At 27.9% G+C, this 13,246-nt stretch carries 10 protein-coding genes; 6 read left to right on the plus strand and 4 right to left on the minus strand.

The genetic code is table 11. The features are described 5' to 3' along the window. Positions 1-65 precede the first annotated feature (65 nt). The 3 genes from HUE53_RS12400 to HUE53_RS12410 all read left to right on the plus strand — a co-directional run bounded on the left by HUE53_RS12400 (position 66) and on the right by HUE53_RS12410 (position 3,775). On the plus strand, positions 66-1,013 hold the full coding sequence (locus tag HUE53_RS12400) for a hypothetical protein (protein ID WP_014164594.1): 948 nt from the start codon (positions 66-68) through the stop codon (positions 1,011-1,013). Positions 1,014-1,041: 28 nt separating this feature from the next. Next, positions 1,042-2,154: a DegT/DnrJ/EryC1/StrS family aminotransferase gene (locus HUE53_RS12405; RefSeq protein ID WP_014164593.1), complete on the plus strand. Its 1,113-nt coding sequence runs from the start codon at positions 1,042-1,044 to the stop codon at positions 2,152-2,154. 94 nt (positions 2,155-2,248) lie between these two features. Beyond that, positions 2,249-3,775: an oligosaccharide flippase family protein gene (locus tag HUE53_RS12410; RefSeq protein WP_192188542.1), complete on the plus strand. Its 1,527-nt coding sequence runs from the start codon at positions 2,249-2,251 to the stop codon at positions 3,773-3,775. A gap of 257 nt (positions 3,776-4,032) precedes the next feature. Here the strand turns inward: HUE53_RS12410 and HUE53_RS12415 are convergent, their stop codons facing one another. Beyond that, positions 4,033-5,226: a cytochrome-c peroxidase gene (locus tag HUE53_RS12415; protein WP_225556150.1), complete on the minus strand. Its 1,194-nt coding sequence runs from the start codon at positions 5,224-5,226 to the stop codon at positions 4,033-4,035. 148 nt (positions 5,227-5,374) lie between these two features. Between HUE53_RS12415 and fabG the strand changes: the two genes are divergently transcribed. Continuing rightward, positions 5,375-6,121, plus strand: a complete 747-nt coding sequence (gene fabG, locus HUE53_RS12420; RefSeq protein ID WP_014164590.1) for a 3-oxoacyl-[acyl-carrier-protein] reductase — start codon at positions 5,375-5,377, stop codon at positions 6,119-6,121. A 128-nt stretch (positions 6,122-6,249) separates the two neighbouring features. Then, positions 6,250-8,277 (plus strand): hypothetical protein, encoded by a 2,028-nt coding sequence (locus tag HUE53_RS12425; protein ID WP_097609769.1) that lies wholly within the window; start codon positions 6,250-6,252, stop codon positions 8,275-8,277. Positions 8,278-8,839: 562 nt separating this feature from the next. On the opposite strand, the gene pepT is transcribed toward HUE53_RS12425, so the two are convergent. Genes pepT through HUE53_RS12440 form a run of 3 tightly spaced genes read right to left on the minus strand, consistent with a single transcriptional unit; the run spans position 8,840 to position 11,736 of the window. Further along, positions 8,840-10,081, minus strand: coding sequence for a peptidase T (gene pepT / locus HUE53_RS12430; protein WP_014164588.1), 1,242 nt, complete (start codon positions 10,079-10,081; stop codon positions 8,840-8,842). Between the two features lie 2 nt (positions 10,082-10,083). Further along, complete coding sequence (locus tag HUE53_RS12435) at positions 10,084-11,142, minus strand: nucleoid-associated protein (protein ID WP_192188543.1); 1,059 nt, start codon at positions 11,140-11,142, stop codon at positions 10,084-10,086. A 57-nt stretch (positions 11,143-11,199) separates the two neighbouring features. Further along, positions 11,200-11,736: an IS1096 element passenger TnpR family protein gene (locus HUE53_RS12440; protein WP_014164586.1), complete on the minus strand. Its 537-nt coding sequence runs from the start codon at positions 11,734-11,736 to the stop codon at positions 11,200-11,202. A gap of 397 nt (positions 11,737-12,133) precedes the next feature. On the opposite strand from HUE53_RS12440, the gene HUE53_RS12445 reads away from it, so the two are divergent. After that, a complete protein-coding gene (locus HUE53_RS12445; RefSeq protein WP_192188544.1) occupies positions 12,134-12,973 on the plus strand; it encodes a 1,4-dihydroxy-2-naphthoyl-CoA synthase in 840 nt (279 codons plus the stop codon). Positions 12,974-13,246 lie beyond the last annotated feature (273 nt).

Consider the following 13,246-nt stretch of genomic DNA (forward strand, 5'->3'; position numbering starts at 1 on the left):
ATCTTAAAATTTGTATTAGCATATTAAAATGTGTATTTTTCGACTTTAATTTTTAAAATTCAAGTTTGTTTACAGCAGTACAATATAGTTCAAGCTATTATATGATTTGGAATCAGTTTGTTGAAACATCTAAATGTGTTCCTTTTTTATTTCATCGTGATTATATGGAATATCATAAGGCGCGTTTTGAAGATTTTTCATTGATGCTTTTTGAAGACCAATTATTAGTAGCTATTCTACCAGGGAACAGAGTAGGCGATACCTTGTATTCACACCAAGGATTAACTTATGGAGGGTTTTATTTTTCTTCTAAGTTTACTGTAGAAAAAATAGAAATAATTATTCAAAAGAGTTTTGTCTTTTTACAAAAACGCGGTATAAAACAACTTGTTTTAAAACAAATCCCTAGTATATATCTAAAAGGAAACCAAGGAATTGATTATATATTATTTAATCGTTATAAAAGTTTTTTGTTCAAACGAGAAATGAGTTTAATTATTGATTACAAAGAAGAATTATTAATTTCAAAAAGTAAATTAAAACACTTTAATAAAATTGACAAGTTAGGTTTAAAAATACAAGAAGAATCTAATTTAACCTCTTTTTGGACAGAAGTTTTAGAACCTAGATTATTAGAACGTTATCAAACCAAACCAGTACATTCATTATTAGAAATTCAAAAACTAAAAAATCAGTTTCCTTCTAACATTAGACAATATTCTGTTTATTTTGAAAATAAAATTATAGCTGGAGTTACGCTTTTTATATCTAAAAAAGGTATTAAATCACAATATGGAGCTACAACCATATTAGGAGAAAAGTATAGAGCACTTGATTTTTTATTTATTAAACTCATTCAAAAATTTAAAGATTCCTTTCATTTTTTTGATATGGGTACAGTTAGTAACGATAGCTTTTTAGGCTATAACGTAGGTTTATTACAACAAAAAGTAGAGTTAGGCTGTTCAATTTATAATTTAGATACCTATACAATTGAAATAGAAAATAAATAAATTACCATAAAAATGGATCTGAATTGCTATGACTAATATAAAATTATACCCTGACTCTATGAATGTATCTTTTTTAGATTTAAAAAAGATTAATCAACCTTATGAAATACTTTTTCAAAATAAGTTACAAGAAGTATTGACATCAGGATGGTATATTTTAGGGAAAGAAGTAGCTCTTTTTGAAAAACAATTTGCTGATTATTGCCAATCTAATTATTGCGTTGGAGTGGCGAATGGATTGGATGCTATTACACTTACTTTTTTAGCATATCTAGAAAAAGGAAATTTAAAAAAGGGAGATGAAATTATAGTGCCTGCTAATACTTACATAGCTTCTATTTTAGGAATTATACAAGCTGGACTCACCCCTGTATTGGTTGAACCTAATTTAGATACCTATACTATAGATCCTTCTAAGATAGAAGAAAAAATAACATCTAAAACAAAAGGTATTTTAGTCGTTCATTTGTATGGCCAATTAGCCGATATGAATGCTATAATACCAATAGGACATAAATACGATTTAATATTAGTAGAAGATTGTGCACAAGCTCATGGATTAAAATTTAAAGGAAGTCATACCCGTACATTTAGTTTTTATCCAGGTAAAAATTTAGGTGCTTTAGGAGATGGAGGAGCTATTATTACAGATGATTCATTAATTGCAAGTATTATACAAAAATTAAGAAATTACGGCTCATCAAAAAAATATTATAATGATTTAATAGGAATTAATTCAAGATTAGATGAGCTACAAGCTGCTTTTTTAAATAGTAAACTTCCATTCTTAGATCAAGAGAATGAAAAAAGAAGAAAGATAGCTGATTACTATTTAAAAAACATTCGAAACCCTAGAATCTTTCTTCCTACAATTAAAACTTTAGATGAGCACGTATTTCATATTTTTGTTATCAGATGTAAACAACGGGATGAATTACAAAAATACTTAGACGCTAATGGAGTTCAAACACTTATTCATTATCCTGTTGCGCCACATAAACAAAAAGCAATGAAAGAATGGAATAATTTGAGTTTTCCTATTACAGAACAAATTCATGATGAAATACTTAGTTTACCAATGAGTCCTATAATGAATAAAGAAGAAGTAGATTATGTAATTAGGGTATTAAATGCTTTTTAAATTTTTTGTTTGTATTAAAAACAAAATCTATCTAGATCTATTTGTTAGTTTAAGGAGTATGAAGTAAGAAAAATACGTTTTAGATTATTATACTATGACAAAAGAAAACCCAAACATAAAGAGTTATAAAAAAAGCTTGACTAATACACTAAGTTTTGGATTTGTACAGCTTGTAAATATTATAATAGCTATATTTAAAGGTAAAATAATGGCTGTTTTTTTAGGGCCTTCAGGTATTGCGTTGAATAATCTTTTTAACTCTACTCTAAATATTATATCTACTTTTAGTTTATTGGGTTTAGAGTTAAGCGTAGTTCGAGAAATATCAGATACATTAGAAAATGATAATAAAAAAGAGTTAGAAAAAAGGACTAATGTTTCTGTTTTATTATTCCTATTTTCAGCTCTTTTAGGCACAGCATTAACAATTCTTTTTGCAAAACAATTAAGTTTATTCACATTTAATACCTCTGACCGTTACAAAGATTTTATCTTTTTATCTTTATTTGTATTCTTTACGATTTTAGGAAAAGGAATACAAACAATTTTTAAGTCCTTACAAATGATACAGGACATTATTGTTTCAAGTATATATATATCTATTGCTAGTTTTTTACTGTCAAGTTTGTTTTTTTATACCTACAAAGAGGAAGGAATTGTTTTTTCAATTGTAGGCTCAGCTTTTGTTAGTTTTATAATTTTACTTTTCTATTACATAAAAAATAAGATTAATATAAGTTTTAAACCAGATTATTCGGTTTTTTTATATACTAAAAAAATTATACAGCTGGGATTCGTTATTATTGTAGTTTCGCTTTTAGGATTAATAACAAATCAACTAATTAATATTTTTATAGAAAAAAGAGGCGGTTTACAAGATTTAGGATTGTATTCAGCGGCTATTTCATTAACAACCCAATATATCGGTTTTTTATTAACTGCATTAGCTACGGATTTTTTTCCTAGATTATCTATGATTTCTAAAGATAATGATAAGGTAAAACAATTGGTTAATGAACAAACCAATGTGGTGGTTTTATTAGTTTCTCCTTTATTAATTTTATTAATTATCGTAAGTCCCTTTTTAGTTGAATTATTTTTATCTAAACAATTTATAAACTCGATTTTCATAATTCGATTGATTTCTTTTGCAACTTTTTTTCAGTTGGTATCTTACTGTATGGGGTATATTTCTTTTGCTAAAAGCGATAAAATATTTTACTTTTTTTTTGAAGGGGTATATGGAAATTTAATAAAATTAATACTGTTTGTACTTTTTTATATTTACTATGGAATTAATGGATTAGGATTTGCTTATTTAATTCATTTTTTTCAATATAATATACTCATTTATTTGATAACCAAAAAACGTTACGCATTTGAATTTGAAAAACAAATTTTAAAAAACACCATAGTTATGTTGTTTTTATTAAGTATTATTATTCTCCTATTTACTTGTAAGGAAATAAATTATTTGACTTATATCATATCTTTTTTTATTTTTTTATTTAGTTCTAAATATTCTTTAGATCAATTAATAATGAATAGAGTAGAAACGATTCCCTTATTCACTAAAATTCAAGAGAGAATGAATAGATGTTTTAAGGAAAAAAATAATTAGTTTCAATTATAAAGAAGGTGTTTTAAGTATTGTTTTAGACTATACATTTAAAAGATTAGTTTATTTAAGCCAGATTATACGTTAGACTTTATAATGAAGAAGAAAAGAGAAAGAAGATAAAAATGTAGGAATTTTTTAGATCCAAAGTCATTTTTATCTATAATAAATTTCTAATGTCTAATCAGAGTTTAACCACTTTTTTCTACAATTTTTAATAAGTGCTTAAATTTATTTGCCCTTAAATACATAATTTGAGTTTAAGATTTAAAAGGAGTAGCCCATTTAGGATCAGTATACACGCTTGTTCCAGATAATGTTTTTAGAAAAGCAATAACCGCATTTACTTCAGTGGCATTAAGGTTAAGTTGTTGCCCAAATCCATTGGGTTTTAAACGATTATCTAGATTAGGATTGTTTGTAGCCGCATTTGTTAAATTTCCATAGTGACCAATAGCGGCTTGTAGTGTTGTAATAATTCCTGTGTGCATCATAGGACCATTTGTAGTCCCATCAGTTTTAACCAAATCTCTTAAACTAGGTGCTTTGGTAACGCTAAAATCAGAGCCTCCCTTAATAGATCCTCCTATACCATTATTTCGACTGTTTGGATTTATGTCAAATTCAGGAGCAGCATGACAAGCGGAACAACCTAATCCTCCGCCTATTCTATTTCCTGTTGTGTCAAATGTTGATGGTGTAAGGAATAAAGTTTTCCCTATATTTTCTTGTGCTGTAAAATTAGGAAATGTTTGATTATCATTAGCTACAAGAGCTCTACCTACATCATATTTAGAATCAAAGGATTGAATACTTTTTACAAATTGAGCTAAAGCAAGTTGAATTTTTATTTCAGTAATTTCTTCTGAACCATACACAAATTTAAAAAGTTCTTTGTAATAAGGAATGGCATTTAATTTACTTATTAGGTTATTAAAATCTAAATCTCCATTTGTACCGCTAAATCCCATTTCCGTATGATTTCGTATTGGTTGGGTTACTTGAAATTCTAGACTGGAAACACGTTCGTCCCAAAAAAAATGAGTTTCATTCGCAAAACGATTGTTTATTAATCGCATAGAATGTCTATCACTTGTTCCATTTACACCTTGACTCGCAGGTTTAGGATCACTAAACGCATAGGCTTGTTGATGGCAATTAGCGCAAGAAATGCTGTTATTTGATGAAAGATTTTTGTCATAAAACAAAACTCTTCCAAGAGTTGCACCTTTATCAGTTATAGGGTTTGTACTTGTATTAAATTTAGTTATGTAATTAGGAATTAGTTGATTAGTGTAATTATAAAGATTTTTTAAGTCTATTGTATTGCCAAAAGTAGCCGTAATATTAGGGAAATTTTCGGCTGTTGGGCTAATTTCTATATAAGATTCATCATTTGATTGACAAGACATAGTAAAAATAAAGAATAATGATAGATAGGTTATTTTTTTCATAGGGCTGATTTTTAGGCAAATAACTATTATATAAGACTAAAAAAAACGAAAAAGGTTTAATTTTAAATCTAAAATGTAATAGAATAATATTAAAGTATTTTTATATTTGTTCAACCAAACAAATTATCATACATATTAAAGAAATCAAATGAAATTATTAGAAGGAAAAGTAGCTATCATTACAGGTGCCAGTCGTGGTATTGGTAAAGGGATAGCAGAAGTATTTGCAAAAAATGGAGCCAATGTAGCTTTTACATATAGTTCATCAGCAGAAAGCGCATTAGCTCTAGAAAATGATTTAATAGCTTTAGGAGTTAAAGCAAAAGGATACAAATCAAATGCAGCTGATTTTAATGAAGCGCAAAAGTTAGTAGAGGATGTTTTGGCTGAATTTGGAACAATAGATATCCTTATTAACAATGCAGGTGTTACAAAAGATAATTTATTAATGAGAATGTCAGAAGAAGATTTTGATGCAGTAATTAATATTAATTTAAAATCTGTATTCAATATGACTAAAGTAGTTCAAAAAACGATGTTAAAAAATCGTGCAGGATCTATTATTAATATGAGTAGCGTAGTAGGAGTAAAAGGAAATGCTGGTCAAGCAAATTATGCGGCTTCTAAAGCAGGTATGATTGGTTTTACTAAGTCTATTGCATTAGAATTGGGTTCACGTAATATTCGTTGTAATGCTATAGCACCTGGATTCATTGAAACTGAAATGACTGCTAAGTTAAATGAGGATGTGGTACAAGGTTGGAGAGATACAATTCCTTTAAAAAGAGGAGGTAAACCTGAAGATATTGCTAATGCTTGTGTATTCTTAGCTTCTGATATGAGTACTTATGTTACTGGACAAGTACTAAATGTAGACGGAGGAATGCTTACATAATTTTGTTCAGTATAAGAACAGAATGCAAATCTAAGAATGTTAACATAAAGAAGTATGGTAAAGAGTAAAAATAATGATTTTTCATAAGTTTGCTCTTTACTAATTTACTATTTATTAATCACTAAAAAATGTCGATAAATACAATTTTACTTTTACTTTTAGCAATAATAGTTTCTGCTGGAATTGCTTTTTATCAATATTTATATAAAGCCAATTATAAATCACCTTTGCATTTGTTTTTGACTTTTTTACGTTTTACTTCCTTATTTTTGGTTTTGCTATTATTAATTAATCCAATAATTACTAAAAATACGTATGAAACATTAAAAACGCCTTTGCCAATAGTGGTTGATAACTCTGAATCTATTGAATTTTTAAAACAAAGTAAAATAGCAAAAGAATTATCTCAAAAAATATCTAAAAATTCAAAACTTCAAGAAAAATACGAAGTACAATTATTTTCTTTTGATCAAGATTTAAACACAGACCAGCCACTTAATTTTAAAGGAAAACAATCAAACATTTACAAAATATTTGAAAATTTAAAACAATTATACCGCACACAAAATCATCCTGTCGTTTTGTTAACTGATGGAAACCAAACACAAGGGAGCGATTATGTTTTTAACATTCAACAAAATGCTACTGTTTTTCCTATTATTTTAGGAGATACCGTTCAACACTTAGATTTAAAAATAAATCAATTAAATGCTAATAAGTATGCTTTTTATAAGAATAAATTTCCTGTAGAAGTATTTCTGAATTACACAGGAAATAAATCAGTAGCAGCTAATTTAAGTATACAAATGGCTGATAAAACCATTTATACTCAAAATGTTTCTTTTTCAGCAAAGAAAAAATCAGAAAACATATCCATTTTATTGAATGCTGATAAAGTAGGAGTTCATACCTATAAAGCAGTTCTTACTTCTACCGAAAAAGAGAAAAATAAGTTCAATAATATTAAAAACTTTGCTGTAGAAATAATAGATCAACGTACAGAGGTTGCTTTAGTAGCATCTATTGTTCATCCCGATCTGGGGGCTATCAAAAGAGCAATAGAATCAAATGCACAGCGTAAAGTAACTATGGTTAAACCAAAAGAAATTAAGGATTTGAATGATTTTAACGTTTTGTTTTTCTACCAACCAAATTCAGAATTCAAATCTATTTTGGAACAAAATAAAAACCGTAAGATTAATACTTTTGTAATTACGGGACTTCATACTGATTTTAATTTATTATCACAGTATTATAATCAATTTGATTTTAAAACATCCGTTCAAAAAGAAGATTATTCAGCTAAATTTAATAATAGTTTTACTTCTTTTTCTATTGATGATTTTGGTTTTGAACAATTTCCTCCTTTAGAAAATCCATTTGGGACTATCGTTCCAAAATCTGACGCAAATATTTTACTTACCGCACGTATCCGTACGATAACTACAGAAAGCCCTTTGTTAGCCTTTACTGAAAACGGGATAACTAGAAACGCATTTTTATTTGGAGAAAATATTTGGAAATGGCGATTGGAAAGTTATTTAAAAGAAAAGACTTTTGAGAAATTTGATGTTTTCTTTGATAAAATGACACAATACGTAGCTTCAAATACCCAAAAGAAAAATTTAGTAGTTAATCATGAAAATTTTTATAATTCAGGGGAAACAGTTACAATATCAGCTCAATATTTTAATAAAAATTATGAGTTCGATGAAAATGCTCAATTAACGATTGAGTTAAAAAACAATGACACAAAACAATTAAAAATATACGATTTTGTTAAAGGAAATAATGATTTTTCAGTTGCCTTTGATAATTTAGATGCTGGCAACTACATTTTTAAAGTAAAAGAAAAACAATCAGGAACACAGTATTTTGGTAAATTTCATGTTTTATATTTTGATGCAGAAAAGCAATTTGTAAATGCGGATTTAATTCGATTAAAACAATTAGCAGAAAATACAGAAGGTAAAATATATCTTCCAAAACAAATAGATGAACTCATTCTTCATTTAGAAAGTTTAGAAAAATACAAACCTACTCAAAAAGAAATTATAAAAAAATCTCCACTAATAGATTGGTTTTATGGATTAATCATATTGATTATATTATTAAGTATTGAGTGGTTCGTAAGAAAATATAATGGTTTGTTGTAAATAGTTTTTTAAAAGGATAAAATATTGTCAATTCTATCTAAAAAAATACTGAAAGATAAATCCATAAGAATAAGAATCAAATAATATTTTAAATTAGCGTCTGCCAATTATAAAATGATTTATCTGAATAGAAATGAATACCTTAATTCTTTTTATAAAATATTTTTTTAGTTCAGATAAACTTAACAACTTGTTTTAAGTTTATCTAAAATTCTATTTTGTGTTGGATCGGAGGAGAGTAAAATAAGATATAAAAAAGAAATTAGGAAAAATAGATTTTATTCTTAATAAAAAATCAAGAAATAAATGCAATGACTACTTACATTGTATTCTTCAATTGAAATATCTTTAATCATTTGTTGTTTCAAAATAACATTGTATTTTTTATAGAATAAATTTTAAAAAGTGGCTGTCTAAAAGCTTGCAATCTTGTCATTTGGATCAAAAAGAGTGAACACACGAAGCAACTCGCATAGGACTTCTCTTTAGGCGAAGTGAGAAACTAGATGTTAAGTTACATTTTTTAGACAACCACTTTTTATGATAGTTTTATTTTATAAAATTATTTTTGTTGAGCTACCAACTGAGCAATTTCTACAATAACATCAGTTGCTTTTTGCATACTTTCTACGGGAACATATTCATATTTTCCATGAAAATTATGTCCTCCTGCAAAGATATTAGGACAAGGTAGCCCCATATAAGATAACCTAGATCCATCAGTACCTCCACGTATTGGTTTAATAATAGGAGTAATACCTAAATTTTTCATAGCCTTTTCTGCTATTTTTACTATGTGCATCATAGGTTTAATTTTTTCACGCATATTATAGTATTGATCTTTTATTTCTATTTCTATAATATCTTCACCAAATTGCTTTTTATATTTAGAATTGATCTTGTCAGCAATTTTTTGCGCAAACTTTTTACGTTTTTCAAATTTCTTACGATTATGATCGCGAATAATTAATTGAACTGTTGTTTCTTCTATGCTTCCTTTGATATCAACAACATGAAAAAAGCCTTCGTAATTTTTTGTCTTTTCAGGGACTTCTTTTTTAGGTAATTTACTAATGTACTTATTAGCCAAAAGCATTGAATTAATCATTTTTCCTTTTGCATAACCAGGGTGTACACTTTTACCTTTGAATGTAATTTTAACGCCTGCGGCATTAAAATTTTCATATTCTAATTCACCAATTTGACTACCATCCATTGTATAAGCCCAGTCACATCCAAATTTTTCTACATCAAAAAAGTCTGCACCGCGTCCTATTTCTTCGTCTGGAGTAAAACCAACTTTTATAGTACCGTGTTTAATTTGTGGATTTTGAATAAGATACTCCATTGCAGTTATAATTTCTGTAATGCCAGCTTTATCATCAGCCCCCAATAAGGTTGTACCATCTGTAGTAATTAGAGTTTGACCCTTGTATAATAATAGATCTTCAAAATAACTAGGTGAAAGAACAATATTTTTTTCTTGGTTTAAAACAATATCTCCTCCATCATAGTTTTGTACTATTTGTGGTTTTACGTTCGCTCCTGTAAAATCAGGAGTAGTATCAAAATGCGAAACAAAACCTATTGTAGGAACTTTTTGTTCAATATTAGAGGGTAAAGTTGCTTGAATATAAGCTTTATCATCTATACTCACATCCTGCATTCCTATAGTTTTCAATTCTTCTACCAGTTTATTGGCAAGATCCCACTGTTTAGCAGAACTAGGCGTGGTATTAGAATTAGGGTCAGCTTCTGTATCTATCGTTACATAGCTTATAAAACGATCTATGATATGTTGCATAATTACGATTTTTGTTCTTTATTAAAATATACCAAATAGTAATACATCTGTTTTTCTTCGTCCCACCCTTTTTCAACAAATTTTTCTGCACTCTCGGGATTTACAAAATCTAATTTTATTTGAATATTCGTATCTAACTCAATTACATTTTTCATCTTCCTACGAACATCTGTTACTGCCTGATTAGCAATTGGGAAATTCGTTAAATCTTCAATACTATATTTTTCGCCTTTATCGACTTTATAGTTTTTAAACTCAGAAATTAAATCAGGATTATCTAATACATCGTTTAAAAATGTTGATTCTTCAAAATTATCATTTTTAGCAAAATGGTTGACTGCTCGGTTCATAAAAAGAACCTCTTCTTTTTTATCTTCAGCAGGTAAAACAACTTCTTTTGCAAAATCTTGGCAGAATTTTAAATATTTTTTGGTCATAAAATTTTCATCCTGAAACGCATCAACGCTTAAGAAATGTTCTAACCAATAGCGTGCATCATAACGGTTACTATCTACAGTTAAAATTTTATAACCCTCTTCTTTTTTATAGTTAAAGATTAAACAACCTTTGTCTAACTTTTGCAAATTAATTCCTTGTTGTAAAATCATTTCAAGATTTGTCTCTTTTTCTTCAAATTGAAGAAAATCTGACTTTATTTCACTTTTAAATACACCAATAGCATCTACAGGTTTATTATCAATAGAAACGTTTGTTAAGTATGTAATATAAACCTCTCCATTTTTTATGTGTGGGTGGTTGGATTGTTCAAAAAGATGTTTTGTTATTTTTTTTGAAAGATCGTGAATATTAGCAGGATTTGAAAAAATTTCAGTTGCTAAATTGTACATCTCATTATATTCTAAATCTACATCATGTGCAAACTGATAGTAATTTTCTTCTTTCTCTCTAAATGATTTAAAGAAAAATTCTTTTAGCAAAGGCATAATTTCATCATTTAGCCCATAGGGTTGATCTGATAGAAATATAGCCTCATTTCTACTTTTATTTCCTACACGATGAATGGATAGGTTTTCTATTTGTGTATTAAAAAGATTAATCATATTTTATAGTAATAGAACAAATATTTTTTTTATTGTTCTTGATTTTTTTTAAAAAAATTAATTCCAGTTTTCATCAAACCCAAAATCACTAAATGAATCGTCACCTTCAAACATATCTAAATCTTCATCATCGTAATCATCTTGAAAATCACCATAGAAATCATCTTGTTCAGCATCAAATTCTTTATCTGGTGCTGTAAGAGGGAGGAGTCCATGTGAGAATAACAAATCAGGATATGCCATACCTTGTTCAGGTTCTTCAATGGCAGCTAACTCAACAAAGAAAGTCCACATATTTAAAAAATCGTAGACATAGATTATCTTTGTGTTATTTTTATCAAAAGTAGATGATAAAATATGATCGACCATTGTTAATCCTTCACCAGGATTATCACTTGTATCAAATAAAGGAATTTCTTGATCTTGATTCCATTGATCATCACAGGTATAAAAAGCGGCCATTTCCATACCATCAAAACCAAAAGCATTTACAATAGCGTTATGTAAATCTTCTAAACTATCATTTTCTTCAATAGCTATATCTCTAAATACATCCTCTTCAGCATCAAGGATAACTCTGAATTTGTAAATCATAAAACGAATTATTTGCTAGGGTCAAAGGTAACCATAATTTTAGAAAACGAAATTTAGAATGAGCTTTTGTTAATAATATTTTTTCATGCTTCTTGTTAATCTTTAGAAATCAGAATGTTTAAAAATAAATTATCACTTTAAAAGTAATAAATAGATATTGTCATGAAGTTATGATTGTAAAGCACTTATTAATAGCACTTTATTTTGTTTTTTAAAAGATTTTATCTATTTATTTCTATTAGATTTTTATAGCAGAAAAACAATTTTATAATCTATAAATTACTATATACAATAAAATTGAAGTATTTTTGCGAGGTACTTGGTAAAAAAAACCAGTATAATTTTATTTTTAAAAAGTTGATTATTAATAAATTTATAATAAAATAGCTATATTGTTATGAATAAAATACAATGGGAAACAGCTCTAGAGTTTGAAGATATTACTTATAAAAAATGTAATGGTGTCGCTCGAATTGCTTTTAATCGTCCGGATATTCGAAATGCTTTTCGACCAAAAACAACTTCAGAGTTATTAGTTGCTTTTAAAGATGCCCATGAAGATACATCAATAGGTGTAGTATTATTATCTGCCGAAGGACCTTCTTCTAAGGATGGTATTTGGTCTTTTTGTAGTGGAGGCGATCAGCGTGCAAGAGGACATCAAGGATATGTAGGTGAAGATGGATATCATCGTTTGAACATTCTAGAGGTACAACGTCTAATTCGATTTATGCCAAAAGCTGTAATTGCAGTAGTTCCAGGATGGGCTGTTGGAGGAGGACATTCATTGCATGTAGTTTGTGACTTAACATTAGCTAGTAAAGAACATGCTATCTTTAAACAAACAGATGCAGATGTTACTAGTTTTGATGGAGGATATGGATCTGCTTATTTGGCTAAAATGGTAGGTCAAAAAAAGGCTCGTGAAATTTTCTTTTTAGGTAGAAATTACTCAGCTCAAGAGGCATACGAAATGGGAATGGTAAATGCCGTTATTCCACATTCTGAACTAGAAGAAACAGCTTATGAATGGGCGCAAGAAATACTAGAAAAATCACCTATTTCAATTAAAATGTTAAAATTTGCTATGAACCTAACTGACGATGGGATGGTAGGTCAACAGGTTTTTGCAGGTGAAGCTACACGATTGGCTTATATGAGTGATGAAGCTATTGAAGGTAGAAATGCGTTTTTAGAAAAGCGTAAACCTAATTTCGAGAAAAAATATATTCCATAATATATAGTTCTATCCGATCCAAAGAATACTTCTAGTTTTTATATTAAATGTTAAAAGCTAGAGGTATATTGTTATGATTTTTTATATTAGCCTTTAAGTTTATTAATATAGAGAAAGTTTAAAATGATATAAATAATAGTCTATAGAATGTATATTTTAATTATATTTGGACATATTATCATTATTCTTCCTAGAAATAAATTTTAAGTTTTTAGAATTAAGTCATTAAAATTTAAACGAATTATTTGATTTTTTACAATTGCTTCCTTGTCC

This window comes from Flavobacterium columnare (assembly GCF_014844295.1).
GTDB classification, from domain to species: Bacteria; Bacteroidota; Bacteroidia; order Flavobacteriales; family Flavobacteriaceae; genus Flavobacterium; species Flavobacterium columnare.

What these genes read in the sequence shown, in the direction of transcription:
- HUE53_RS12410 (WP_192188542.1), top strand. Translation starts at nt 2,249, where the DNA reads ATGACAAAAGAAAACCCAAACATAAAGAGTTATAAAAAAAGCTTGACT.
- HUE53_RS12440 (WP_014164586.1), bottom strand. Translation starts at nt 11,736, where the DNA reads ATGATTTACAAATTCAGAGTTATCCTTGATGCTGAAGAGGATGTATTT.
- HUE53_RS12405 (WP_014164593.1), top strand. Translation starts at nt 1,042, where the DNA reads ATGACTAATATAAAATTATACCCTGACTCTATGAATGTATCTTTTTTA.
- HUE53_RS12435 (WP_192188543.1), bottom strand. Translation starts at nt 11,142, where the DNA reads ATGATTAATCTTTTTAATACACAAATAGAAAACCTATCCATTCATCGT.
- HUE53_RS12415 (WP_225556150.1), bottom strand. Translation starts at nt 5,226, where the DNA reads ATGAAAAAAATAACCTATCTATCATTATTCTTTATTTTTACTATGTCT.
- HUE53_RS12445 (WP_192188544.1), top strand. Translation starts at nt 12,134, where the DNA reads ATGAATAAAATACAATGGGAAACAGCTCTAGAGTTTGAAGATATTACT.
- HUE53_RS12425 (WP_097609769.1), top strand. Translation starts at nt 6,250, where the DNA reads ATGTCGATAAATACAATTTTACTTTTACTTTTAGCAATAATAGTTTCT.
- pepT (WP_014164588.1), bottom strand. Translation starts at nt 10,081, where the DNA reads ATGCAACATATCATAGATCGTTTTATAAGCTATGTAACGATAGATACA.
- fabG (WP_014164590.1), top strand. Translation starts at nt 5,375, where the DNA reads ATGAAATTATTAGAAGGAAAAGTAGCTATCATTACAGGTGCCAGTCGT.